Origin of the sequence: Salipaludibacillus daqingensis, assembly GCF_029891575.1 — a bacterium.
GTDB lineage: Bacteria > Bacillota > Bacilli > Bacillales > Salisediminibacteriaceae > Salipaludibacillus > Salipaludibacillus daqingensis.
On the sequence record NZ_JARZHF010000010.1, the window covers coordinates 1 to 25,490 of the forward strand.

Below are 25,490 nucleotides of genomic sequence, written 5' to 3' on the forward strand. Positions count from 1 at the left end.
ATGCCCCCCCATATTATCAACTCCCGATTATAATCATTATAAAATAAGTATACGACAAAGAACCCTATAAAACTTACGGATAAGTAGTTTTTTATCCGTGTCTGTTTTATAGGGTCCAGTTTAACCATCTTAATGGGGGCAGGTCGTTTTTATTTAGTAGAAAACCGAATTCATCCTTTAAACAGCTTCACCACTTTACATCGTGATGAACCCTAAACTTCCAAGAAACTCACTTTACTCCTTAAGCACTGAACATTGATTTTCTTGAATTGATGATATATTGTTCTAGCGACAAAAAAGAACTGCCACTTATAGCTAGATGAATAGAAGTAGCCAGTAAAAGCGCATCTAATTCGTAACCACCGATAAATCCTTCAGGTAGTTTGACCGTTATAATCGCCCCTAACATGACGATTGCAAAAACAACGCCGACAACTCTCGTTCCATACCCAACAATCAATGCAATACCACCAATAAACTCAATAACAGCAATGATGTACGCTAAATATCCAGGCAGACCAAGACTTGCAAAATAATCAGCAACATTACCAAGACCACTTTGATATTTATCTAATCCATGCAACAAAAAAGTCATACCCACCACAATTCGTATCAGAAATAAACCTATTTCACCTTTTTTCATTTATTTTTCCTCCTACCTTAAAAACATCCTAAAATCTAAAATCAAGCACTTAATCTATCACTGTCTAATTTGCTTGAAAGTGTATATCTGTTAGTATGCTCTATAAAATTAATTTAAAACAGTGCCGAATGAAACACAGGGACGGTTCTTGCGCGTCATTACCAGTCATTACGATGACAATGATGCATAAGAACCGTCCCCATTCTTCACCATTCTTCACCTCATTGTCATTTTACTTTGTTCATTTTATGTTCATATTACTATGTCAGAATACAAAAGTGTTCAAATACATGAACGGAAAAATTGTTAATCTTTGATATTGGTGGAGGAAGTAAATGAAAAATGTACGGGAAATATGTCAACAAGATTTACGTAACATTAAGCGAGTACCGCTCGTCGGAGTTTTATTAATAGGGTTAGCTATTTTGCCGTCCCTTTATGCTTGGTTTAATCTTAGTGCGTCATGGGATCCTTATTCGAATACACAGGGGATTGACGTAGCGGTAGTCAATGAAGATATAGGTGCAGAGCTCGATGGGGATTATTTGAATGTTGGGGAACAGCTAGAAGAAAATCTCAGTAACAACGACGATTTTGGCTGGACTTTTGTAACGAGAGAAGAAGCAGAGAAAGGCGTGGAATATGGAGACTATTATGCTAGTGTCTATATTGATGAAACGTTTTCAGAAGAATTAGCCAGTGTTGTTTCGGGGGAACCACAGGCTGCGGAAATTCATTATCAAGTGAATGAAAAAGTGAATGCCATCGCCCCAAAAATGACGGACGCTGGTGCTTCCGCCATTGTCACTAATATGAACGAGGAATTTATCGCTGAAACGACAAAAACATTGTTTCAAGAATTCGATAGACTTGGTTTAAAACTAGAAGAAGAGTTACCGACGTTTCGAAGGATGAAGCAAGTGATCTATGATTTGGAAAATCTGTTACCTGAAGTGAACGAGTTTGCTGATGGTATCCTTACGATAGAAGAGAATTGGAATCGTATCGAAGGTCATGCAAATCAGTTTTTGGCAGTAGAAGAAGTCATTCCGGAGTTTAAAGAAGGCACAGAACAAATTCTCATCTTAGAAAAACGGATGCCTGAAATTGCAGCGTTAGGTGACGATGTTTTAGAGCTAGAACAGACTATCCCTACGATGGAAGATTCGGTGGAAGAAATGCTTGTCATCAGTGATCGATTTAGTGACATTTCTGTTCTTCTTGAAGAAGCTTTAGACGGCACGCAAATGGCTCTATCAACGATCCAAAATGCGCAAGAAGTTCTTCCAGATATGGAAGAAAGAGCAGAATCGATCGAAGAATACATGGAAGCACTTCAGATATTTATCGATGATGCAGATGGAGCAGCTAAGCCTGTTTTAGACACGTTGACACAGCAAGTACTGTTTGCAAATCAAACAGTAGCTGCCATCGATCAAATTCTCGAAATGATCGAGAAAGGAGAAAAAGAAGAAGTAGAAGAAACATTAAACGAATTAAACAACCAATTAACGTCTCATTTAGATATGATTGACGAAGCAATCGAAATGTACATTTTGTTGAACGATATAGCAGAAGATGAAAGTCTTGTTGAAGTCATTGCACAACTAGAAGAAGCGAAAGAAACGTTAGAAACGCTGCAAGTCGAAGTTCAGCATGCACTCGAACAGCTTGAAGCGGGGGAAGTACCTGATTCGGAACAAATTTCCTCTCTTCGAAAAACAACGCAAGCAGCGGAACAACGGACGAAAGGTTTATCTCAATTTTTATCCAATGAAGGCGAGGAACGAATCGAAAAAAGTATCGCCGAAATTCAACAGCAACTAGATAACGCCAGTGATTCGTTTGAAGAAAGTTATGAAACACTGCATACGATAGAAGATGTGTTAATCAATGCAGAGGAGATTACCGTAAATGGCGAAGAAAATATTTCCGAATGGATCAAGAGGATGCCAGAAGTGGAAGCGCAGATCAATGAAGCAGCGGCAAAAATCGAAAACGGGCTTCCAGTTGTCATCGAAGGGGTAGAAAAGCTAAGTGACTTTATTCGAGAGGATTTTCCTGTCATAGAAGAACGAGTCTATCAAGTTTCGGACATTATTCGAGAAGATTTACCTGGAATGGAAGAAGAATATTTGCGGCTTTCAGAAATTTTGGAGGACAACCTTCCTCAAGTGGAAGAGTCAATCAATGAATTAGCTTTATTTATTCGCAATGATTTTCCAGAGATGGAAGAGAATTTGGAAGATGCATCCGATCTTGTTCGTGAGTTAGAAGAAGATGATCAATTGAACGAGGCCATTAAGGTCCTGCGAAATGACCTTGATGAAGAGAGTGAATTCTTTAGTAATCCAGTGCAATTGTCGGAGGAGAAGTTATTCCCAATTCCGAACTACGGGTCTGCTAACGCTCCTTTTTATACAACGTTAAGTCTGTGGGTAGGGGCGTTGCTGTTATCGAACTTAATCAGTACAAACTTACACAGCGCTGACAAAAGACCGTATTATTCCTTGCGAGATATTTACTTAGGTAGAATGATTTTGTTTCTAATTATCGCGCTTCTACAAGGATTAATCGTCAGCATCGGAAACCTGACGTTGTTAGGTGTATACGCGGCAAATCCACTCATGTATATCTTATTTAGTGTCATCATTGCATTAATCTTTATGACAATGGTCTACACACTTGCATCGATTCTAGGCAATATCGGAAAAGCAATAGCGATCATTCTACTCGTGCTCCAATTATCTGGAGGTGGAGGGATGTTTCCAATAGAAGTAGCACCGTCTTTCTTTCAACAAATAAATCCTTACCTGCCTTTCACATATGCGATTAACTTGTTACGAGAAGCTGTTGGAGGAGTGATTGTTGCGGTTGCTTGGAAAAATGTCATAGCACTTACCGGATTTTGGTTACTCACCCTTGCGATTGGATTATTATTAAAACCACGACTACAGGCAAAAATCGAAAAAACACTAGAAAAATCAAAATCAAGTCGGTTAGTAGAATAGAACGCCGAATGCCGAATGGGGACGGTTCTCATGCATCATTGATGCACGAGAACCGTCCCCGTTTTTCATTCATCGCCACCAAAAGCTTCTGGGATCATCGTGAATCCATCAATGATCGTATCTTCTTCCACCTCAATCATTAAGTACCGCTTGCCGCTAAAATTCACTTGTCTCACATAGCTTAAATCTTGAGGGCTTATGGAAATTTTAGCTACTTTTGTATCGATTTTAATCGATTTTGATTTATACTTTGGAACGATACTACTAGCCTTTATTTCATATTTTTCGTCCTGGATCACTTTTTGGTAAGCAGATTCCACCTTTTCCGTATCAATATCTTTGATTCCGCTCACTTTTAACACTTGTTCGACGTCTTTGTAGTCTAATTTTGGTGCGTCTTCCTCTTCGCTTTCTTCCATGACCCGATTGATTTCTTCATAGACATTGGAGAGGGTAGACGTGTTTAGTTGATTTCCAGTCACGTCTTTCACGATTTCCTCAAAAACAATTTTATCGTCCTGTGCCGTCATCGTTTCCTCGCCATTTAATACATCTTCTATAAATTGGTGATCAGGTTCATTTGCTTTCGCAGCAGAATATAGAATGTAGTTCACATCAGCCATATTATCGGTGAAAGAAGGAAATAGAAATCCTCCGATAGGGGCGTTGAGATTGATAATCGGGTCCACAACAAAATTGTATTTGAATTCTTTTTCCACATAGTCAAACAATAATTCTTTTTTTGGATCCTGCGTGCTATTAATACTGCATAAAATGAACGGGCTAGAATAGACGGTATCACGGTCACTTTCCTCAGACTCTTCACTACGGCGTTTCATTGGTTTATAATATTCCCCGCGAATGAATGTAATTACAACATCCATCTCATATTGTTTGTTTTTTAGCATTTTTTCAACGATCTGCAGCATATTTTCCTTCCAGGCGTCCACATCACTACTTAATAACCCTTGATGTAAAATAAGCTGACTGCTATTAGCCGCTTCTCGCTGAAACTTTAATTCAAACAATTTCTCATCCATCTGACCACCAAGTAATTTTTTGAAGTTATTCATAAATAACTCTTGTTGATCTTGATCAAGCATGTCAAAGTATTGACTTTGATGATGATAAATGTCACTTGATTCCTTCATAATATATACATTGAATATTTCATTGATTTTTAGTAATTCATTATTTACTTTAAACTGTCTTTTAATGTGTGCAATATCTTTTTTGTTCATTTCTATTCCCACTCCTAAGCTGTTCTGATCGTTTTGATTTGGGTGTAATCTAAGGCTAGCATGACAAAATGGAGAGGGAATCACGTTTCTTTTGATTTCCTCTCCACTTTTTGAACGATCCTTCTATTTTAACATAATGATTCGATTGATTATCATTTTAATAGCAGAACTTTTTTGACTAGTGAAAATGCCGCGTGGGGACGGTTCCCATGCGGGACTATCATCTAACGTTATTGACGAACGAGATCCGTCTACGTTTTACTTCAGAACTACCTCTCTTAAAAGCTTTTCGAATGTGGCTCTTTCCTCTTGTGTAAAAGCTTTTGGACCTTTTGTGCGCTGACCGCTTTTTCTTGCCATCGCACTCATGTACCTTGAATCGAGAAGTTGATCGATATTTTCACTCGTATAAGCGAAGCCCTTATGATGAACAACTTGGCACCCTTTAGCCAACCCAAGAGATGCGAGGCCATAGTCTTGCGTAATGATAATATCGTCTTTTTGCGCCATTTGCATAATTTTATAATCAGCAGCCTCAGCTCCCGTATCAACATAAACCGTCTTCACCCCTTCAGGTTCATCAGCAATGGAAAAATGAGCATAACTTTTCACAAGAATAAGTGGAATTTCTACCTCTTTTGCGACCGCTACAGCAATATCTTTCACGGGACATGCATCTGCATCTACATAAATTTTCATAACCATTCTCCTAACTTCGTTGCAAAAAATAACTACTGTTACCTTCATTGTCTTTGATTATTTTTGGATCTCATCTTACTTCACTTTTATACAAACGTTATGAATACTCCTAATTCACTATCCACCAACATATCGATGAATGTTCGGAGTTTACTATTCTAACGATATCTTGTTCTTCTAAATAGTTAAGTACTTAACCACTATTGTATAAAACGAAGAGATGATTGTCTAAATGTTTCAACAAGTGGTTAATGGGGACGGTTCTCATTCATCATTCCATTTAATCCATATAATTACATTAATGCGTGAAAGCGTCTCCAACTGACACTCAATTCACATCCATTTTCCACTTCCATTTGTGGTAATATGAAGATAATAAAGGGAATTACCGCAACTTTCAGACAAAAAGACGATATCTAAAGTTGTAGGTGATACCGATAAAAAAGCTTGATCCAGAAAGGGGATTCTATCATTTTGGACACAAAACTGTTAGATTTACTGGCTCAAAAATATGATAGTGAGGAAAAAGTCGTAACCGAAATTATTAAGCTTGAAGCTATCCTTAATTTACCAAAGGGGACAGAACATTTTGTAAGTGATTTACATGGGGAATACCAAGCCTTTCAACATGTTTTAAGAAATGGTTCAGGGAATGTAAAAGAAAAAATTAAAGACCTTTTCAAAGATGAATTCTCTGAAAAAGAAATCGTTGAATTAGCGACATTAGTTTATTATCCAGAAGAGAAACTGCAGCTAATAAAGAATAATTTTACCAATGACCAAGAATTAAACAACTGGTACGGTGAAACCATTGAGCATTTGATTAAGCTCATATCCTTTGCTTCCTTCAAATACACTCGCTCGAAATTACGTCGGGCATTGCCTACTCAGTTTGTTTATATTGTCGAAGAACTATTATACAAAACAGAAGAGTTTACAAATAAGAAACAATATTACGAAAAAATTATCCAGCAAATTATTACCCTCGGACAGGCTGATAAACTCATTGTCGGTCTTGCTTACACGACACAAAGGTTGGTTGTTGACCATCTTCATGTCGTAGGAGATATTTATGACCGCGGACCCGAACCAGATAAAATCATGGACGCACTCATTAATTATCATTCTGTTGATATCCAATGGGGAAATCACGATGTCCTATGGATAGGTGCCTTTGCTGGATCAAAGGTTTGTTTAGCAAATATTATTCGAATCTGTGCCAGATACGATAATTTAGACATTATTGAAGATGTGTATGGGATAAACCTTAGACCACTCCTCAACCTTGCGGAAAAATACTATGAAAGCAATCCTGTATTTATGCCAAAGAGTTCTTCTAATGACCAATTACCTGATAATGAAAAAACACAGATTTCAAAAATTCATCAAGCGATTGCCATGATCCAGTTCAAACTGGAAATGCCGATCATCAAGAGACGTCCTTATTTTAATATGTCAGAAAGGCTATTGCTTGAAAAAATTGATCATGATAAGAAACAAATAACGATTCATGGAAAAACATACCCACTAGAAAATACATGTTTTGCAACGGTCAATCCGAATCAACCCGATCAACTATTAGCGGAAGAAAGGGAAGTCATCGATAAACTATTATTCTCTGTCCAGCATTCGGAAAAGCTCGCCAGACATATGAAGTTTCTTATGAAGAAAGGTAATCTTTATTTAAAATATAACGGAAACTTATTAATCCATGGCTGTATTCCTATTGATGAAAATGGAAAGATGGAAAAAATGACGATTGAAAATAAAACCTATGCCGGTCGTGATTTATTTGATATTTTTGAACATTATTTACGAGATGCTTTTGCACATCCAGAAGAGACAGATGACCTTGCAACAGATATGGTCTGGTATTTATGGACAGGAGAATATTCATCCCTCTTTGGAAAAAGGGAAATGACCACTTTTGAAAGGTATTTCATTAAAGATAAGGAAGCTCATGTTGAGAAAAAGAATCCATATTACTATCTTCGTGAAAAGGAAGAGATTTGCCGTCAAATCCTAAAAGAATTTGATCTTAATCCAGATCAAGGACATATCATCAATGGCCATACGCCAGTGAAAGAGATAAGTGGAGAAAATCCAGTGAAAGCAAATGGAAAGATGATCGTCATTGATGGAAGCTTTTCCAAGGCTTATCAATCAGATACAGGTATTGCCGGATACACGTTATTATATAATTCCTACGGGATGCAACTTGTCGCCCATAAACTTTTTCATTCCAAAGAAGATGTTCTGCTAAATGGAACAGACGTGTTATCGGTAAAAAGATTGGTAGATAAAGAACTAGTAAGAAAAAAGATTCAAGAAACGAATGTAGGAGAGAAATTAAAACAAGAAGTTACTATGTTAAATAATTTGATGGAATATCGCTATATAAAATGAAAACAATGCAGAATTTAAAGTAATCGATTGGAGGAGATTTTGCCACATAAAATGACTTGAACTTGATTGGATTAAGTTTTCAAAATATCCCTTTGCACCTATCCACCTAGGAGGAGGAACTGTATGAGAGCGATTACATCTACCGAATTTGGACCGCCCGACGTTTTAAAACTATCAGAGGTTGAAAAACCTGTTCCAAAAGACGACGAAGTCCTCATAAGAGTGTCTGCAACTTCTGTTAAATATGGGGATCTCGTCGCTCGGAATTTCAAAGGAGTCTCTCCTAAGGAATTTAATATGCCTTTTCTTTTCTGGTTTTTTGCTAAGATCTTTTTTGGATTTCGAAAGCCGAAGATAAAGATATTAGGTAGTGAGTTTGCAGGAGAAATTGAATCCGTTGGAAAAGATGTTACCTCATTTAAGAAAGGTGACCAAACTTTTGGGTATCTCGGCCAAAACATGGGTGCTTATGCCGAGTATATATGTGTTTCTAACAAAGGGGTACTGGCGATAAAGCCTATAAATATGACTGATGAGGAAGCAGCTGTAACTCCTTATGGTGCGATGATGTCATGGTCTTTGCTTCGAAAAGGTAAGATTAAACGAGGACAAAAAGTTTTAATTATTGGTGCTTCAGGTGGATTAGGATCAGCGGCGGTTCAGATTGCAAAGCATGAGGGGGCAGAAGTAACCGGTGTATGTGGAACATCTAGGCTAGCATTCGTTAAGTCGCTCGGAGCCGATCGTGTCATTGATTATCATAAAGAAGATTTTACCGTAAACGGGGAAACGTACGACCTAATATTTGATATTTTAGGTAAAAGCTCATTTTCTGTATGTAAAAACTTGCTCGAACCAAACGGACGCTATCTTTTAGCCAGCTTTAAGATGAAAGATCTTCTACAAATGCTAGTTACGAACATAAGAAGCAGTAAAAAAGTAGTCTGTGCGATTGCATCAGGTCGTATGGAAGATTTAATGACTGTTAAAGAACTTATAGAGAAAGGAAAAATCAAATCAGTCATTGATAGACGCTTTCCCTTGGAACAAACAGCCGACGCTCATCGATATGTCGAATCGGGGAACCAAAAAGGACACGTAGTCATAACTGTGAAGGGTCACAAATAAATGTTGCCGAATGGGGGACGGTTCTCATTCGGCATTTTTCATTACCTTCCCGTTAGCTATCTAAAACTTAAGTATATTGTAGACATTAAATGGAAAAAATGAGTATGGAAATAAGATTATTTATTGAATCACCAATATGAGTTACAATCACGGGCCGGTCGATTTTAAATATCAAGACTTCCGATTGATCCCTTTAAGAACCTTCCTCATTTTGCAAATAGGTTTTACATAGAATAAATTTCCTGTCAGAAATAATAGAATATTTAAAAAACTATATTGACAAGCGTATAAAAAGCGCTATATACTAATAATCAGAAATAGTGAAAAGTAGGAATTGATTATGCGAAACTTAAATACTGTTTTAGTTACAGGGTACGCGCGAGCACCACAGGGCACTTCGATGTATGAAGTGTATAAGCACGCAGGTATTGTATTGGAAATCAACTATTTCAATCATACGATTGAGAAGGTGGATTTTACCTTCATTGCGGATTTGACCAGTGAATTTTTCAAAAAATTGCTGGAAGGATATGATCTTCAGGAAGGGTTGGATCCATTAATCGAAAAGATTAAGAAACACTATTTCGCACCATCCCAGCAGGCTATGATAGTTGCCCTTCAGTCAGCTGTTCAACGTTACTGGGATTACGTAAAAGAACAATAATAGGATAGGTTAAAGTGAAGTAGGGAGACAAACTCTCTCTATCGTCTCATTGGAACCTAGCTAGATAGTCGGATGAATGCAGAAAAGCTACTTTTCTGTCCAGTCTGCTACTTTAGCTAGGTTTTTTATTGTGATTTGGAGGTGAATATATGGACAAGACGATTGTAATGACAAAAGCTGTTTCAATGATCAAATCCGGTGACACGCTTATGGTTGGAGGATTTGGATTGGTTGGCTGTCCCTTGAAATTAATTAAAGGGATGGAAGATACTTCTCTTAAAGACCTGACTATTATAAGCAATAATTTAGGAGAACCGGGAAAAGGATTAGGTCGATTAGTTCTGCAGAAGAAGGTGCACAAAGGAATTGGATCGTTCTTTACATCTAATCCGGATGTGGTCAGTGCCTATCAAAACAAAGAATTAGACATTGATCTGATGCCACAAGGAACATTGGCAGAATCTATTCGCGCAGGCGGAGCTGGAATTGGCGGTTTTTATGTGAAAACTGGTTATGGAACAAAGATAGCTGAAGGGGAAGAAGTTCGTTATATAAAAGGAGAACCGTACTTATTCCAAGAATCGATTCGGGCTAATGTAGCATTGATAAAAGCTCATAAAGCCGATCGATTCGGAAATCTGATTTACTTAAAATCAGCTAGGAACTTCAACCCGATTATGGCTACAGCAGCTGATCTGGTCATAGCTGAGGTAGATGAAATTGTTGAAGTAGGTGATTTATCTCCAGAAGAAATTGTAACACCGCATTTATTTGTAGACTATTTAGTTTTAGCAGGAGGTGATTGAGATGAATTCAAAAGAGGTCATTGCTGCAAGAGTTGCCGAAGAGTTGAAAGACGGGGATATCGTAAATGCTGGAATTGGTATTCCAACGCTCGTTCCTAATTTCATCCCGGCTGATCTAGATGTGTTCCTTCATTCAGAAAATGGCATCCTAGGAGTAGGACCAACTCCAGAAGACGACAAGATTGATGAGAACATAATAAATGCTGGGAAAAAACCAGTTACAGTGAAAGAAGGAGCTTCTTATTTCGACAGTGCCTCCTCCTTTGCGATGATACGAGGTGGTCATGTTGATGTATCCATTTTAGGTGCATTGGAAGTAGATGAAACAGGACAAATTTCAAATTGGGCTGTTCCAGGAAAGCCGGTATTGGGAGTGGGAGGTGCGATGGACCTGCTTGAAGGATCCAAAAAAATCTTTATTACGATTACACATACGACGAAAGATGGTCAGCCGAAAATCGTAAAACAAAACAAGTATCCTTTGACGTCATTGAGAAAAGCAGATCTTATTATTACGGATCTCGCCGTGTTTAAAGTAACCGACAATGGTTTGGTTTTGTCAGAAATATTTCCAAACAGCAGCATGCAGGAAGTGAAAGAAAAGACAGAAGGAGCTTTTTATATCGATGAAAAGTTGAAAAGTACCTGACACAACAAAGTTTATAGAAAGAGAGGTGAGTATATGGTCGTTATAGTTAATGCATTTCGGACAGGAATTGGAAAATACGGTGGCTCTCTAGCAGAGAAGAAGCCAGAAGAACTATTGGAAACATTGTTTAACAACCATTTTGCAAGTGCGGGTTTATCACCCAAAAGTGTCGATGAAGTCATTATTGGACAGACAAAACAGAGTGCGGAAGCGGCTAACATCGCTAGAGTAGCGAGTCTTGCTTCAGGTATACCGGTAACAACGCCGGCCCATACGGTGCAAATGCAGTGTGGTTCGGGAATGCAGGCCATCTTTAACGCATGGATGTCCATAGAAACCGGTCATTCAGAAATCATGATCGCTGGTGGTGTGGAAAGTATGTCGCGAGCCCCTTTTTACATGGCAAATAACAGGTTTTTGCCACAAACGGGAAATGTCACACTCTTTGACAGCAATACCGAAAGTCAGGTTAACTCACAACCCGAAACATTGTTTGGCAAATTTAATATGGGAGAGACTGCTGAATTTTTGGCAGAAAAATATAAAATTACGAGAGAAGAGCAGGATGAATTCGCATATATGAGCCAGCAAAAGGCAAAAAAAGCGATTGAAGATGAAAAATTCACGAATGAAATTATACCAGTTGAAGTGAAGGAAAGGAAACATAGCTCAAGGTTATTCGCAGCCGATGAACATCCAAGGGAAGTAACTCTCGAAAAGTTGGCCAAGCTGAAACCTGTTTTTAAAGAAAATGGCACGGTTACAGCGGGAAATGCTTCTGGAAGAAACGATGGAGCGGCAACTTTACTTATGATGACAGAGAAGAGAGCGCTTGAACTGGGATTGGAACCAATGGCTCAAATTAGGTCTATTGCATCAGCCGGTGTCCACCCAAAAGAAATGGGTTTAGGACCTGTTCCAGCAACAAAAAAAGCATTGAAAAAGGCCGGATTAGAACTGAAAGATATGGATATTATTGAATTGAATGAAGCCTTTGCAGCACAAAGTCTCGCTGTATTAAAAGAATGGGGGCTCGATCATCCGAGACATGTGAATGTCAATGGGGGGGCGATTTCACTTGGACACCCACTCGGTAGCTCAGGGACGAGAATCCTTGTCACGCTTATTCATGAGATGCAGAAGAGTGGAAGCCGTTATGGCCTTGCAACACTATGTATTGCGGGTGGACAAGGTATTGCCACTGTCATCGAAAAGTACGTAAAGAGTAGGTGAAGAAATAAGTGAAAAAAGATCATGTCTTTCACAGAGATTTTAACAAAGATTATCCGTTAATTGAAAAAGCTGAAGGTATCTATTTAATTGATAACACTGGAAAAAAATATATTGATGCAAGCTCAGGAGCAGTTGCAGTGAATATTGGTCACGGAAGAAAGGAAATCATTGATGCGATCGTAGAGCAAGCAGAAAAAGTTTCATTCGTTCATACGATGAGATTTGAAACGCAAATTCAGTCTGATTTGTCTGAGTTGATTGCAAAGTTAGCTCCGGAAACTTTAGACACTGTATATTTTACATCGGGAGGAGCGGAAGCAAATGAAAGTGCATTAAAATTAGCAAGACAATGTCATGTCGGGCGTGGAAATCAAAAGAAAACGAAAATACTAAGTCATTGGAACAGTTATCATGGAAATACAATGTGGACACTGTCTGCAGGCGGTGACAACAAAAGAAGAAAATTATATAAATCTGATTTGCACGACGGAATCATTCACGAATTTCCGCCATATTCAAGATTAATCGAAGATGATAAGGAAAGAGACGACAAGTCCTTTGGTAAAGACCGTTTGAGAAGGATAGAAGAAACAATTATACACGAAGGACCTGATACGATAAGCTGCTTCATTTTAGAGCCGATTGTCGGAAGTCAAATTGCTGCTCTCGTTCCACCAGATAATTATTTGAGAGGCATTCGTGAGTTATGCTCGAAATACGACATTCTTATGATTGCTGATGAAGTAATGACTGGTTTTGGAAGAACAGGTGAGATATTTGCCGTTAACCATTGGGATGTTGTACCCGATATTATCACATTTGCTAAGGGTGTCTCGAGTGCGTATCTTCCTTTAGGTGGAATGATAGTAAACGATGCAATTGCAGAAACTATTAAAAATGAATGGAATGGAAAGTTCGCACATGGTTTTACGTTTAGCGGTCACCCTTTATCACTTGCAGCAGGAAAGGCAAATATCGACTACGTTTTGAATCATGATTTGGTAAATAAATCAAAAACTCAAGGGATCTATCTGATGGATAGAATGGCAGGACTAAAGCACAAATACAACTTTATTGGTGAATTGAGAGGTAAAGGGTTACTAATAGGTTTTGAAATTGTCAAAGATAAAAAGCAAAACGTTGCATTTGAATCCGATTTTCAAGCAGCAGAGGTGTTTAATAAAATTTCCATAAAGAATGGTGCCGTTTTATATCCAGGACAAGGCGAGATTAATGGGGAGAAGTTTGACCATATATTATTAGGCCCCCCTTTAACAATCACGACAGAAGAAATAGATGAACTGATAAAAATTATTGAGAAAACTTGCGATGAATATTTCGATTATTTAGAAAAAACAGAAAATGAGGATGGCTTGTTAAGCTGATTTCAGTGTACAAGGATTATGATTTTCACAAAAACTAAAGGAGTGTTTATTTTATGAATCTAAAAAAGAGCTTGATGTTACTAACAATTGTTCTTTCTGTCATAGGGTTGTTACTTGCTGGATGTAATACTAATAATGATGATGCAGCTGCAGAAAATAATGAGCAGGTAGAAAATAGTCAAAACTCTGAACAAGAAAACAGCGGCAATAATGCTCAAGAAAAGGAGGAAACTTCTGATTATCCGGAAAAATCAGTACAGTTAGTAGTTCCTTATTCAGCTGGTGGTGGAACGGATACTGTTGGAAGAGCGATAAGTGAGTACATTGATTTGGGAGAGGCAATGGTTATATCAAATATTGAAGGAAGTGGCGGTTCTATTGGAACAATGGAAGTGGTTAATGCTGATCCTGATGGACAAACATTACTTTTGCACTCCGTAACTGCTGCAGTTTCAGGTTATCATACGGGTTTGTTTGATACAAAAATATGGCAGGAATTAAAGCCAGTTGCATCAATGGTTTCACAAAGCGGTGGAATTGTCGTTAGTGCAAATTCAGATTGGGAGACTGCTGAAGATTTAATCACATATGCAGAGGAGAATCAAGGCCAGCTATCCATCGGGGTTCCGGGAATTGGAGGAGGCGCCCATATTATTAGTGCTATCTTTGCTAATTCAGCAGGAATCGAAGTAAATTATGTGCCGTTTGATGGTTCCGCAGATTCAAGAGCAGCCCTAGCAGGTGGCCACGTGGATGTTATGGCCGGGTTTGTTTCGGAATTTTATGATTTCATCCAAGAAGGTGAATTCATCATGCTTGCATCAACAGGTGATGAAAGATCAGCCCAATTACCAGACGTTCCAACATTTACAGAAATGGATATCGACTTTGTTCTGAATCACAGAAATGGTATTTTTGCTCCGAAAGACACACCTGATCATGTGATTGATAAGCTAAATACGGAACTTGAAGCAGTCGCTGAAAAACAAGAGTTCATAGATCTTATGAATGGATTGGTGACGGAAGTAGACTTCCTGTCAGCAGATGAGTTTGAGGCTGAGTTAGAAGAATTGGATTCTATGATTGAACCAGTAGGGGAATTGATTAGAGACTAAGATTTATAAACGAAATAATACGACAACGAGCATGAGGAGGTCATATGAATAATTCTGATAAAACACTGTCAATTGTATTATTTCTATTCAGTGTCTTCATGTTTATGATGAGTTTCGCCATACCGGAAAATTCATTAGGATCAGGGATTTCGGGACCATCCTTTTTTCCACAAATGTGGGCGATCATTTTAGCTTCATTAAGCATTATTCTGTTTTTTAAAAGCCGTAGGAAAGAGGAGAAAGGTACTCACAAGGGATTTTTGAAATCCCTTGGTGAGTACAAAAAAGTCTTCTACATGCTTATTGCATCACTTGGTTATATTTTTATGCTGGATGTCCTCGGCTATCTTCTTACAACATTGCTTTTCTTAATTACAACCATATCCGTTCTTAGCTCAGAAGTGAAATTAAAGAAAACCTATATATTTATTGTTTCATCTCTCATCACAGCAACTACTTATTTTATTTTTGCGAAATTACTCAATGTCTTTTTGCCGACAGGTATCATCTTTTAATATGTAGGAGGAAAATGGGGGTGAAAAAATGGAGTTTCTATGGATAGGACTGGAACAAACTTTTAATATATATACGATACTAATCATTGCAGGGAGCGTGTTTTTAGGTATTTTTTTCGGTGCTATCCCTGGATTGACAGCCTCATTAGGCATTGCTTTACTGCTTCCGTTTACATTTGGACTTGGCCCCGTAAATGGTCTAGCTGCGTTATTAGGGATGTATGTAGGCGCAACTTCGGGTGGGATGATTTCGGCGACATTAATTGGTATACCGGGAACAGGAGCTTCGATCGTCACAACTTTTGACGGTTATCCGATGGCACAGCAGGGGAAAGCAAATCATGCGTTATCGTTAGGGGTGTTTGCTTCACTAGTCGGTGGGATCATTAGTATGATCCTGTTGACTTTTATATCTCCTTTACTAGCAGAAGTGGCATTGATGTTTGGTCCTTGGGAGTATTTCGCTTTAGGTATTTTCGGCTTAACAATCGTCGTCAGTGTCTCCAGTGAGAATATGTTAAAAGGACTCATTGCTGCATGTATAGGTGTTTTTATTACAATGTTTGGACAAGATCCAGTAGTGGCTACCCCTCGTTTTACTTTCGGTTTCGCACAACTAGAAGGTGGATTCAGTTTATTACCAACATTACTAGGTTTCTTTGCTATTTCACGTTTTTTTATGGACGTCAATTCAACAGATAAGTCGACCGCAACCATTAAATTAGACAAAAAATACAATATTTTCCCTTCCTTAAAAATAATTAAAAGTTCGATTGGCAATTTAATCAGATCTTCCTTTATTGGTACTTGGATAGGGATTCTTCCAGGCGCGGGAGGTAGTATCGCTTCATTTCTGTCGTATGATCGTGCACGTAAAGCATCGAAAACACCGGAGAAATTCGGAACAGGGCATGATGAAGGTGTTATTGCTTCTGAATCTTCAAATAATGCCGTTACCGGAGGGGCGTTAATTCCTTTAATGACATTAGGGATACCAGGGGACATGGTAACAGCTGTAATACTAGGTGGTTTGCTTATCCATGGACTGCAACCCGGTCCAATGTTATTTAGCAACAACGCAGAAATTGTTGGGTCTATTTTCATTGGATTACTTTTTGCCACGATCTTAATGTTCATTATTCAAAGCGGGTTGATGAGATATTTCGCGAGAATTATTCAGGTGCCAAAACATATTTTACTACCAATTATTATCGTCATGTCTATGGTTGGAACATTCTCAGCTAATAATCGTATTTTTGACTTGTGGGTGTTAATCATTTTTGGTTTGATAGGATACATTTTAATTTTAAATAAATTTGATCTTGCACCACTCATACTAGGGTATATTTTAGGACCAATTATTGAACAGAACTGGCGACTCGGATTAATGGTGACAGGTGGTGAAGTTCTCCCATTTGTAACTAGACCTCTATCATTATTGCTACTCGTTGTGGCTGCATTATCTATTTTATACCCCATTTTTAAAAAGAAAAGAACGGTTGAAAAACAGAAGTAGAGGGGGAGATTAGTTGTAAGACATGTTATTAATTATCTGCTTATTTCTAATTCGATGGTCAAGTTCGATGTATGTCAACGTTTTACGCATTTATCATAGATAGGGGGTTAACATGAGTTCATTAAGAATCGGAATTGCATTTTTTTATCATGAATCACATACATTCAGTCCTAGTATGACAAACCTTAATGATTTTATAAATGAAGGATTTCATAAAGGTGATGAGATTATAGAAGCGTATGCAGGCACAAAAACCGAAGTAGGAGGTTTTATCGACATTCTTCGTGATAAGGATGCTGAAATCATTCCGCTAGTTTGTGCGGCAGCGATCCCTTCAGGTCAAGTCACGAAAGACGCCTACGAGACGATAAAGGAAGAAATGATCTCAGCGTTAAGGCAATCTGAAAAACTGGACGGACTCCTTATCGCGCTACATGGTGCAATGGTTGTAGAACATCTTTCTGATCCGGAAACGGAAATGCTTAAGAAAATTCGGAGTGTGATAGGTTATGACATCCCTATTGCTACGACTCTAGACATGCATGCGAACCTGAGTTCAGAGATGATTTCCTACACGCCCCTTCATTTCGGATTTAAAACATATCCGCACGTCGATATGTATGAACAAGGCTGCAAAGCGGCGGAAACACTTTGGAGTGGAATCATTACGTCTGAAAAATATGTGGCTTCTTTTATTAAGTTACCTATAATGCTCCCGAGTATAAATATGCGAACGGCAGAAGGCCCTATGCATGATTTAGTGGAATTAGCCAAACAGAAAGAAGAAGATTCAGATATCATAGGGGCTACTGTATTTGGAGGTTTTCCTTACTCAGATATTCCTGAAGCTGGTGTTAGCATCCTAGTCACTGGAACCGATCCAACAAAAACCGAACGAACCAGTAAAGAACTCGCTGAAAAAGTATGGGAATTTAAAGACAGGTTTATTGTTCACCTTCCAAGTATCGATGATGCAGTTAAAGAAGCATTATCATACAATGGTGACAAACCGATTGTTCTTGCGGATATCTCAGATAATCCTCTTAGTGGAGGAACGGGCGATACGACCGGCCTTTTGAAAAAAATGTTAGAAGCAGATATAAAAAATGTTTTATTCGGTGCTTTTTATGATGAGGAATCCCTTAGTAGGTGCATGTATTCAGGGGAAGGAGCCACAGTTCAGCTTGAACTTGGAGGAAAGGAAAGTCCTGAATTTGGAGAACCTTTATCCGTTCAGGCTGACATCATTAGGTTAACCGAAGGGAAGTTTCGAAACAAAGGCCCTATGAATACAGGAGTCCTCGTTCAAACGAATGGAGCTGCACATATTCGTGTAAAAGGAATGGATATTTTACTTACCGGAAGGGCACTATCAGCCAATGACCCTGAATTGTTTAGGCATATCGGAATAGAACCAACAGAGAAAAATGTACTTGGAATGAAAGTGAAAAATCATTTCCGGTCGTCTTTCGAAGATTTGGTCGGAAAGATCCTTTATGTCGACGCACCAGGATTGGCGTCAAACGACTTAAGTGTTTTTAACTATAAGCATATTCCTGTACCGATCTGGCCACTGAATAGAACTGTCCCTTATCAGTTTGAATTAACGACTAAATAGAAAAGTGAAGGTTTGCATAGAGTACTTGTAAATTTTTAAGAATGTTAATTTACAATCAAAAGGGAGGAATCAACTAATGGCAGAATATGCGCATCTAAAATGGCCAGATGTGGCTGAAATGGATAAAAACAATAGTGTTGCGATCGTTCCTCTAGGGGCAACAGAAGAACACGGTCATCATTTGCCTTTGGATGTAGATACAGAAATTGCTACGAATATTTGCAGAGAAGCAGCTAAACAGACAGGAATGGATGTCGTCTTACCCGCTATTCCATTTGGATTTGAGTCGCATCACATGGGCTTTCCAGGTACGATTGATATTCCTTCAAATGTGTTAATTGAATTTGGTAGAGCTGTGACAGCAAGCCTTGCTCAGCACGGATTCAGGCATATTATTCTAGTGAACGGTCATGGAAGTAATAGACCTGTGATTGATTTAGTCGCCCGTAATACGATTGTAGATTTTCCAGACACTCTTTGTTCCTCCATCTCTTGGTGGGAACTAAAAAAAGTACGTGATGCAGCAGCAGGTCTATTGTCTGAAGAACCAACAAGCCACGGGTGTGATCTAGAAACATCTGTTTATATGTTTCTGCATCCGGACCGTGTAGATATGAAGAAAGCCAGGGCAGACGGACTGGACAGCATTAGCCCTCATTTCTGGAATGACCTTCTTGGACGCCGCCCTGAAGGCTATGCCAATCCGGCCAAAATGATGGAAATTTGGCATACAATGACAGAATCAGGTGTAAGAGGGGATCCGAGAACTTCTACGGCAGATAAAGGAAAAATTATTTTCAAAGCAGCGGCAACAGAATTAGCAGAACTGCTGAATGAATTTAGAGAACGAAAACCACGAAAGCCGATAGGACCTGTCATGCCGGAGAAATAAGAATACCCATATTGTAATTAGAATTTTATGATCCCTAACCTTTCATTAAAATACTATGGGTTAGGGTTTTTTTACAACTATGCTCAAAGGTGGTTGATATGCGAATAGGTTTAATTCAAAAGGACATAATTCTCTGACTGTTAAAGTTGAAGTAATACATATTTCCATCCTCATTCACCACTAATATGCTCAGTGCCACATGGGGACGGTTCTCATGTGGCATTTTCCATTTAATTACATTGATGCGTGAGAACCGTCCCCGTTCATCACTCGTTTACCAGAAAATAATTTATAATGGTTATTCCTGTATTTTTCCCCCTTATAAACTGTATAATATGTCACGTGCATTGTACTTAGAGTTTTGATCTATTTTATTTGGTTGAAAGAAACGAATAAATAGAAATTATTTTCTTAAAGGAGAATTCCGATGGCTAAAGCAGAAGAAAGAATTCATGACGAACTGGTAGACTCCCTTCAAGGAGAGAAAATCGTCACACTCGTAACAAAAGACGCAGAAACAAACGAACCTGAACTAAGCATTATTTCTTGGTTAGTCGCTCACCCAGGTGGCAAAACAATTAAATTCGCAGTGGGACATAATGCAGACTCTGCAACAAACATTCAAGAGAATCCACAGATCGTTCTTGGTGTAACGGGAGCGGAGAGTTGCTATTCTATTAAAGGGAAAGCGACAGTCTCCGACGTGATTGAGAAAACGATGAAATTACGCGTGATTACGGTGGAAGTAGAATCTGTTAAAGATGTTATTTTCTATGGTGGTAAAATCACGTCCGAAACAACCTACGAAAAAACATATGATCCAAAACTCGCTGAAAAGCTGGACTCTGAAATATACAGTTTATTAAACGAAGCATAAAAGACGACATCATCGCTTTTATATAAGGATTTAAACTGTATGGAGAACTCAAATAATTATTTCCTTTCAGTCAATTAGATCTATGTGTAATTTGAGAACTACCTTCTTTTGCAAAAAATTTAGCGAGCTTATTTATCATAAACGACCTGAACGTCACAATCATCACCGACGTTCAGGTCGTTTTTATGTGGTTTCGGATCGCATTATATTTAAGAGTTTTTTCACTTATCCACCCACTCATTGCCGAACAAGAACCGTCCCCATTCCCCACTCATTCACCTCTCGGTTGGTTATTCATAGATTAGTTATAAATAGGCGAATAAGTGGTAAGGGGGTAAATGAGGATAAATTAGTATTTACCTTGGATGTGAAAATGGTACAATAATAGAGGTAAAAAAAGATGGAGGGTTACTATGAAAATTAAACTAGGATTGTTATATGGTGGGAAATCCGCTGAACATAACGTATCATTACAAACTGCAAAAGCTGTTATTAAAGCTTTAGACTTAACAAAATATGAAGTCCATCCAATATATATTTCTGAAACTGGGGAGTGGGCCAGAGGAACGCAACTGGAAGGCCCAGTGGAAGATGTGAAGAAGCTTCAATTGAAAGAAGCAGGGGAAAAGATTTCTCCCGTTGCGTTAAATTCTGAAATCTTCCCAGTTCCAGGAAATTCTGAAAGCCAAACGAAGGATGAGAAGCTCGATGTAGTTTTCCCATTGCTTCATGGACCGAATGGGGAAGATGGAACAGTGCAAGGGTTATTAGAACTGTTGAACATCCCTTATGTTGGTAACGAAGTTCTGGCGTCTGCTGCCGGAATGGATAAAGTCATGATGAAAAACATTTATGAGCAGGCTGGCATTAAGCAGCCACAATATGTATGGTACATTCGAAGTCAATGGGAAAAGGATGCCGAAGCGGCTTACGAAAACGTTGAAAAAAATCTAGGCTATCCTTGTTTTGTTAAACCGGCGAACTTAGGTTCAAGTGTTGGAATCAGTAAATGTGAGGACCGAAAAAGTTTAGAAAAAGCCTTTGTAGAAGCCTTTGAATATGATCGAAAAATCATTATAGAAGAAGGCATCGACGGTCGAGAATTGGAAATCGCTGTTTTAGGTAATGATGATCCTGAATGTTCTGTTGTGGGCGAAATCGTTCCGAAAGCAGGTTTTTATGACTACAAAGCGAAATATGAGGATGGCAGCACTGGACTTATTATCCCTGCTGACATTACGAAGGAACAATATGAAGAAATAAAGAATGTAGCGATTCAATCGTTTAAAGCTCTTGATGGCTCCGGATTAGTTCGTGCTGACTTCTTTTTAACAAAAGAGGGAGACGTGCTCATGAACGAAGTGAACACGATGCCGGGCTTTACACCATTTAGTATGTTCCCGATGCTATGGCAGGAATCAGGCTTGTCGTACACGAAGCTGATAGAAAAACTAGTGGAACTCGGCATAGAGCGTCATGAGGAGAAACAGAAGATTAAACACACATTTTAAGGCTAAAAATAGGAATGAGGTTGACTCCGTTTTGAGTCAGCCTCCTTTTACATAGGATAACTGAAAGTAAAGTGGAGAGTTCAAGCTGAAAAGCAACTACTTATATTTTTTCAAAAAGAGAAATAACACGTTTGACACGAAGGAGCGAGTACGATGATAAAGAGGACATTTAAAGATATTGCGGTGTGGGTGAACGGAGAAGCTGTTGGCACAGAGGCTAATCTTGTGGAGATTTCAGGTGTTTCAACAGATACGAGAACGATACAAAAAGGAAATCTGTATATTCCTATTGTTGGCGAGAACTTTAATGGCCACGATTTTGTGACAGGAGCAGTCGAAAACGGTGCAGTTGGAGCGATTTGGCAAAAAGATCAGCCAAATCCTCCCGCCGATGTCCCACTGATCTATGTGGAGGACACGTTATTGGCATTGCAGGATTTAGCAAAAAATTATTTGGCGAGTCTACCAACAAAAGTCGTCGCAATTACTGGGAGTAACGGGAAAACAACGACGAAGGATATGGTCACCTCTGTACTTTCAACGACGTATAAAGTTCAAAAAACGGTGGGGAATTACAATAACCACATCGGAATGCCGTTGACGATTCTTCAGTTAGAAGAAGACACGGAAATAGCTGTGTTGGAAATGGGAATGAGTGGAAGAGGAGAAATCGAGCTTCTTTCTAAGCTTGCAAAACCTGAGGCTGCGATCATCACAAATATTGGCGAGTCTCATCTACAGGATTTAGGTTCGCGGGAAGGCATTTCGGAAGCGAAATTTGAAATAACAGCAGGTCTGCGAGAAAACGGGACACTCGTGATCCATGGGGATGAGCCGCTATTAACAGAAAAAGTCGAACACACTTCCTTTCATGTCATGACCTTTGGTAGCACAGAGAAGAACGACTATTATCCGATGCAAATCGAACAAAAGAGTGACGGCACCCATTTTACGATAGAAAGAGGGGGAACAACGGAATTTTTTATTCCGGTTCTCGGCAAACACAATATCAATAATGCCCTCTCTGCGATCGCCATTGCACAACAGTTGAATGTGTCAATTCCGGACATTAAAAAAGGGTTAGAAACAATCAAAATTACAGGGATGCGAACGGAATTGATCCAAGGAAAAGATGGCGTGGCGTTTATTAATGATGCCTATAATGCCAGCCCTACTTCGATGCGAGCTGCGATTGAATTGCTTCAAGACTTAAAGCAATATAACAAAAAAATCGTAGTCTTAGGGGATATGTTGGAACTAGGTGATAAGGAAGTTGCTTTTCACTTTGAAGTTGGAAAAGGAATCGACACGAATAAAATCGATTATGTTTTCACGTTTGGTGAACTGGGTAGAAACATTGCAGAAGGCGCAAAAGAGAATTTTTCCGAAAATCGAGTTTTTGCATACGATGACAAACAAGCGTTGATCGCTAAACTAAAGGATACGGTAGATGACGGGGATATTGTCTTAGTGAAAGGCTCCCGCGGCATGAAATTAGAAGAAGTTGTCACTGCACTAGCATAATTTTGTGCCGAATGAGTGTGCCGAATGGGGACGGTTCTCATTCCTCAATATATAAACGAATATTCTAATTATTCCCTTTAAGATGTTACAATGGACATGATTGATCATTAGTAATGCAATGAAGTCTAACTACTTTAAAGGAGTGAGATGAATGCAGGAGAAACATTTAGAACGAATGAGGAACGGAAAAGGGTTTATTGCAGCACTTGACCAGAGTGGTGGAAGTACGCCTAAGGCGCTTGCTGCATACGGTGTAACAGAAAATGAGTATAACACCGAAGCGGAAATGTTTGATCTTGTCCATGAGATGAGAACGCGAATCATTACTGCACCAGCATTCGATTCGGAGCATATCCTCGGCGCCATTTTATTTGAGCAAACAATGGATCGCCAAATCGAAGGTAAATATACCGGAGAGTACTTAGCAGAGAAAAAGGAAATTGCACCAATCCTTAAAGTAGATAAAGGACTTGCCGATCTTTCTAATGGTGTTCAGAAGATGAAACCCATCGATGATCTCAGCGACACACTGGAAAGGGCCAACCAGCGTGGTATGTTCGGAACAAAAATGCGTTCTGTGATTAAAGAGGCAAACAAAGATGGTATTAAAGAAGTGGTTGATCAGCAATTCGAAATCGGCAAACAGATTATCGATGCAGGACTTGTGCCAATCATTGAGCCGGAAGTAGATATTCATAGCGCCGATAAAGAGGAATCGGAAGAAATACTAAAACAAGAAATCAACAAACATCTTGATCAACTAAAAGAGAATGAGCTTGTGATGTTGAAGCTAACGATTCCCACGAATCCGAATCTCTATAAAGAGCTTATCGATCATCCAAAAGTTGTTCGCGTAGTGGCTTTATCTGGTGGATATGCAAGAGACGAAGCAAACGCAAAGCTAAAAGATAACGACGGACTAATCGCAAGTTTCTCTAGAGCTTTAAGCGAAAACTTAAGTGTCCGTCAGTCTGATGAAGAATTTAATGCAGCATTAAAAGAAGCGGTTGAATCGATTTATGACGCATCTGTAAATAAACATAGCTAACAAAAAAGCATCTAATTACTACTAGCCCGTAAGTTTATAAAAAGACCTGAACGTGAGTCTCGACCAACGTTCAGGTCTTTTTTTGCTTTAGGTTGCTTTCTTTAAGGAGCCTTCCACTGATATATTTAATTATTGCCGAACGAGAACCGTCCGGGACTGCTGAAAAAGTCATTTTAGCGATTTTAAAATGCATGATAATTCAATTCAACTTATTACAGAGGTATTGATCCTAGCAGGGGAAGTATTAATGCCTTCTTAGAAGGTCACTGAGAATAACAGTTATTTTCTTCTTACAATAACCTCTAAAGATTATTAGTTATGATGATAACCTCGGGGTGTTATCATTGTTATTGTTGGAGATAACTTCAAATTGGTGTTCTTAAAATTGATTCATTACAAGTCGTGTTCGTCGGTTTGTATTGACAATGAGGGGCAGGCACCTATTTAAGTTGATGATAAGAAAAAATCTCTTCATCAAATTCCTGATCGATGAGGCCGGTGTTTTTAAATCCGTGCTTTTCATAAAAAGTTTTCGCATTCAGGTTATTTTTAGTGACACTTAATACAATTTCATTCACATCAAAACGAGTGAATATATATTCTTTTACAACGGGTATAAATGCGCTTCCTAAACCTTTCCCTTGATGGTCGCGGTCAATCATAAACCGGTCCAACCAAATGTACTTTTCTTCTTTGTTTTCTGCCCCGATCATCATAAAGCCTACAGCTTCCTCTTTGAAAAATAAGCCATAGCATGTCCAATGATTTTTCGTATCGTATATCGATTCCAGCAGAGAAATTTCATTGCTCTCAATGAATGATTGTTGGCTTTCATCCATTTTTAAAGAAACTACTTGTCGCCAGTTTGATGAATCTACAGGGTGAATTTTTAAATCTTTCATTTTATACACTCCATTCAGAAAGGTTGCCTTGTTGAGTTTTCTCATTTAAAACTGAATCACGTAGGTGCCACCAACACCTATTATAGCTTTAACGATCAAAGCATCCA

21 protein-coding genes are annotated in these 25,490 nt (G+C 38.7%); 17 read left to right on the plus strand and 4 right to left on the minus strand.

Annotated elements, in window-relative coordinates; all coding sequences use genetic code 11:
- Positions 1–241 precede the first annotated feature (241 nt).
- Complete coding sequence (locus QDN89_RS17865; RefSeq protein ID WP_280771531.1) at positions 242–643, minus strand: DoxX family protein; 402 nt, start codon at positions 641–643, stop codon at positions 242–244.
- A gap of 335 nt (positions 644–978) precedes the next feature.
- On the opposite strand from QDN89_RS17865, the gene QDN89_RS17870 reads away from it, so the two are divergent.
- Complete coding sequence (locus QDN89_RS17870) at positions 979–3,654, plus strand: YhgE/Pip domain-containing protein (RefSeq protein ID WP_280771532.1); 2,676 nt, start codon at positions 979–981, stop codon at positions 3,652–3,654.
- A 65-nt stretch (positions 3,655–3,719) separates the two neighbouring features.
- On the opposite strand, the gene QDN89_RS17875 is transcribed toward QDN89_RS17870, so the two are convergent.
- Together QDN89_RS17875 and QDN89_RS17880 are read right to left on the minus strand one after the other, a co-directional pair.
- Complete coding sequence (locus QDN89_RS17875; RefSeq protein WP_280771533.1) at positions 3,720–4,895, minus strand: DUF4317 domain-containing protein; 1,176 nt, start codon at positions 4,893–4,895, stop codon at positions 3,720–3,722.
- Between the two features lie 258 nt (positions 4,896–5,153).
- Complete coding sequence (locus QDN89_RS17880) at positions 5,154–5,594, minus strand: YaiI/YqxD family protein (RefSeq protein ID WP_280771534.1); 441 nt, start codon at positions 5,592–5,594, stop codon at positions 5,154–5,156.
- A gap of 474 nt (positions 5,595–6,068) precedes the next feature.
- On the opposite strand from QDN89_RS17880, the gene QDN89_RS17885 reads away from it, so the two are divergent.
- From QDN89_RS17885 to QDN89_RS17960, 16 genes are all read left to right on the plus strand, one after another.
- On the plus strand, positions 6,069–8,000 hold the full coding sequence (locus tag QDN89_RS17885; RefSeq protein WP_280771535.1) for a fructose-1,6-bisphosphatase: 1,932 nt from the start codon (positions 6,069–6,071) through the stop codon (positions 7,998–8,000).
- Between the two features lie 123 nt (positions 8,001–8,123).
- On the plus strand, positions 8,124–9,128 hold the full coding sequence (locus QDN89_RS17890; RefSeq protein WP_280771536.1) for an NAD(P)-dependent alcohol dehydrogenase: 1,005 nt from the start codon (positions 8,124–8,126) through the stop codon (positions 9,126–9,128).
- Positions 9,129–9,468: 340 nt separating this feature from the next.
- A complete protein-coding gene (locus QDN89_RS17895; RefSeq protein ID WP_280771537.1) occupies positions 9,469–9,792 on the plus strand; it encodes a DUF3870 domain-containing protein in 324 nt (107 codons plus the stop codon).
- A 149-nt stretch (positions 9,793–9,941) separates the two neighbouring features.
- The gene (locus QDN89_RS17900; protein ID WP_280771538.1) at positions 9,942–10,598 is read left to right on the plus strand and encodes a CoA transferase subunit A; all 657 of its coding nucleotides are present in this window, start codon (positions 9,942–9,944) and stop codon (positions 10,596–10,598) included.
- Position 10,599: 1 nt separating this feature from the next.
- Complete coding sequence (locus QDN89_RS17905; RefSeq protein WP_280771539.1) at positions 10,600–11,247, plus strand: 3-oxoacid CoA-transferase subunit B; 648 nt, start codon at positions 10,600–10,602, stop codon at positions 11,245–11,247.
- A 33-nt stretch (positions 11,248–11,280) separates the two neighbouring features.
- A complete protein-coding gene (locus QDN89_RS17910) occupies positions 11,281–12,480 on the plus strand; it encodes a thiolase family protein (RefSeq protein WP_280771540.1) in 1,200 nt (399 codons plus the stop codon).
- Between the two features lie 8 nt (positions 12,481–12,488).
- Positions 12,489–13,865, plus strand: coding sequence for an aminotransferase family protein (locus QDN89_RS17915; RefSeq protein WP_280771541.1), 1,377 nt, complete (start codon positions 12,489–12,491; stop codon positions 13,863–13,865).
- Between the two features lie 53 nt (positions 13,866–13,918).
- The gene (locus tag QDN89_RS17920; protein ID WP_280771542.1) at positions 13,919–14,980 is read left to right on the plus strand and encodes a tripartite tricarboxylate transporter substrate binding protein; all 1,062 of its coding nucleotides are present in this window, start codon (positions 13,919–13,921) and stop codon (positions 14,978–14,980) included.
- A gap of 44 nt (positions 14,981–15,024) precedes the next feature.
- Positions 15,025–15,495 carry a tripartite tricarboxylate transporter TctB family protein gene (locus tag QDN89_RS17925; protein ID WP_280771543.1) on the plus strand — a complete coding sequence of 157 codons (471 nt, stop codon included), beginning with the start codon at positions 15,025–15,027 and terminating at the stop codon, positions 15,493–15,495.
- 28 nt (positions 15,496–15,523) lie between these two features.
- The gene (locus tag QDN89_RS17930; RefSeq protein WP_280771544.1) at positions 15,524–17,011 is read left to right on the plus strand and encodes a tripartite tricarboxylate transporter permease; all 1,488 of its coding nucleotides are present in this window, start codon (positions 15,524–15,526) and stop codon (positions 17,009–17,011) included.
- A gap of 112 nt (positions 17,012–17,123) precedes the next feature.
- On the plus strand, positions 17,124–18,629 hold the full coding sequence (locus QDN89_RS17935) for a M81 family metallopeptidase (protein ID WP_280771545.1): 1,506 nt from the start codon (positions 17,124–17,126) through the stop codon (positions 18,627–18,629).
- A 76-nt stretch (positions 18,630–18,705) separates the two neighbouring features.
- Positions 18,706–19,521 (plus strand): creatininase family protein, encoded by an 816-nt coding sequence (locus QDN89_RS17940; RefSeq protein ID WP_280771546.1) that lies wholly within the window; start codon positions 18,706–18,708, stop codon positions 19,519–19,521.
- 427 nt (positions 19,522–19,948) lie between these two features.
- Positions 19,949–20,398, plus strand: a complete 450-nt coding sequence (locus QDN89_RS17945; RefSeq protein WP_280771547.1) for a pyridoxamine 5'-phosphate oxidase family protein — start codon at positions 19,949–19,951, stop codon at positions 20,396–20,398.
- Between the two features lie 413 nt (positions 20,399–20,811).
- Positions 20,812–21,909, plus strand: coding sequence for a D-alanine--D-alanine ligase (locus QDN89_RS17950; protein WP_280771548.1), 1,098 nt, complete (start codon positions 20,812–20,814; stop codon positions 21,907–21,909).
- Positions 21,910–22,062: 153 nt separating this feature from the next.
- Positions 22,063–23,433: a UDP-N-acetylmuramoyl-tripeptide--D-alanyl-D-alanine ligase gene (locus QDN89_RS17955; RefSeq protein WP_280771549.1), complete on the plus strand. Its 1,371-nt coding sequence runs from the start codon at positions 22,063–22,065 to the stop codon at positions 23,431–23,433.
- A 151-nt stretch (positions 23,434–23,584) separates the two neighbouring features.
- Positions 23,585–24,481 carry a fructose bisphosphate aldolase gene (locus QDN89_RS17960; RefSeq protein WP_280771550.1) on the plus strand — a complete coding sequence of 299 codons (897 nt, stop codon included), beginning with the start codon at positions 23,585–23,587 and terminating at the stop codon, positions 24,479–24,481.
- 440 nt (positions 24,482–24,921) lie between these two features.
- Here QDN89_RS17960 and QDN89_RS17965 read toward each other — a convergent pair whose 3' ends face one another.
- Entirely contained in the window at positions 24,922–25,383 is a 462-nt protein-coding gene (locus QDN89_RS17965; RefSeq protein WP_280771551.1) for a GNAT family N-acetyltransferase, read from the minus strand.
- Positions 25,384–25,490 lie beyond the last annotated feature (107 nt).

What these genes read in the sequence shown, in the direction of transcription:
- QDN89_RS17865 (WP_280771531.1), bottom strand. Translation starts at nt 643, where the DNA reads ATGAAAAAAGGTGAAATAGGTTTATTTCTGATACGAATTGTGGTGGGT.
- QDN89_RS17870 (WP_280771532.1), top strand. Translation starts at nt 979, where the DNA reads ATGAAAAATGTACGGGAAATATGTCAACAAGATTTACGTAACATTAAG.
- QDN89_RS17875 (WP_280771533.1), bottom strand. Translation starts at nt 4,895, where the DNA reads ATGAACAAAAAAGATATTGCACACATTAAAAGACAGTTTAAAGTAAAT.
- QDN89_RS17880 (WP_280771534.1), bottom strand. Translation starts at nt 5,594, where the DNA reads ATGAAAATTTATGTAGATGCAGATGCATGTCCCGTGAAAGATATTGCT.
- QDN89_RS17890 (WP_280771536.1), top strand. Translation starts at nt 8,124, where the DNA reads ATGAGAGCGATTACATCTACCGAATTTGGACCGCCCGACGTTTTAAAA.
- QDN89_RS17895 (WP_280771537.1), top strand. Translation starts at nt 9,469, where the DNA reads ATGCGAAACTTAAATACTGTTTTAGTTACAGGGTACGCGCGAGCACCA.
- QDN89_RS17900 (WP_280771538.1), top strand. Translation starts at nt 9,942, where the DNA reads ATGGACAAGACGATTGTAATGACAAAAGCTGTTTCAATGATCAAATCC.
- QDN89_RS17905 (WP_280771539.1), top strand. Translation starts at nt 10,600, where the DNA reads ATGAATTCAAAAGAGGTCATTGCTGCAAGAGTTGCCGAAGAGTTGAAA.
- QDN89_RS17910 (WP_280771540.1), top strand. Translation starts at nt 11,281, where the DNA reads ATGGTCGTTATAGTTAATGCATTTCGGACAGGAATTGGAAAATACGGT.
- QDN89_RS17920 (WP_280771542.1), top strand. Translation starts at nt 13,919, where the DNA reads ATGAATCTAAAAAAGAGCTTGATGTTACTAACAATTGTTCTTTCTGTC.
- QDN89_RS17925 (WP_280771543.1), top strand. Translation starts at nt 15,025, where the DNA reads ATGAATAATTCTGATAAAACACTGTCAATTGTATTATTTCTATTCAGT.
- QDN89_RS17930 (WP_280771544.1), top strand. Translation starts at nt 15,524, where the DNA reads ATGGAGTTTCTATGGATAGGACTGGAACAAACTTTTAATATATATACG.
- QDN89_RS17935 (WP_280771545.1), top strand. Translation starts at nt 17,124, where the DNA reads ATGAGTTCATTAAGAATCGGAATTGCATTTTTTTATCATGAATCACAT.
- QDN89_RS17940 (WP_280771546.1), top strand. Translation starts at nt 18,706, where the DNA reads ATGGCAGAATATGCGCATCTAAAATGGCCAGATGTGGCTGAAATGGAT.
- QDN89_RS17945 (WP_280771547.1), top strand. Translation starts at nt 19,949, where the DNA reads ATGGCTAAAGCAGAAGAAAGAATTCATGACGAACTGGTAGACTCCCTT.
- QDN89_RS17950 (WP_280771548.1), top strand. Translation starts at nt 20,812, where the DNA reads ATGAAAATTAAACTAGGATTGTTATATGGTGGGAAATCCGCTGAACAT.
- QDN89_RS17955 (WP_280771549.1), top strand. Translation starts at nt 22,063, where the DNA reads ATGATAAAGAGGACATTTAAAGATATTGCGGTGTGGGTGAACGGAGAA.
- QDN89_RS17960 (WP_280771550.1), top strand. Translation starts at nt 23,585, where the DNA reads ATGCAGGAGAAACATTTAGAACGAATGAGGAACGGAAAAGGGTTTATT.
- QDN89_RS17965 (WP_280771551.1), bottom strand. Translation starts at nt 25,383, where the DNA reads ATGAAAGATTTAAAAATTCACCCTGTAGATTCATCAAACTGGCGACAA.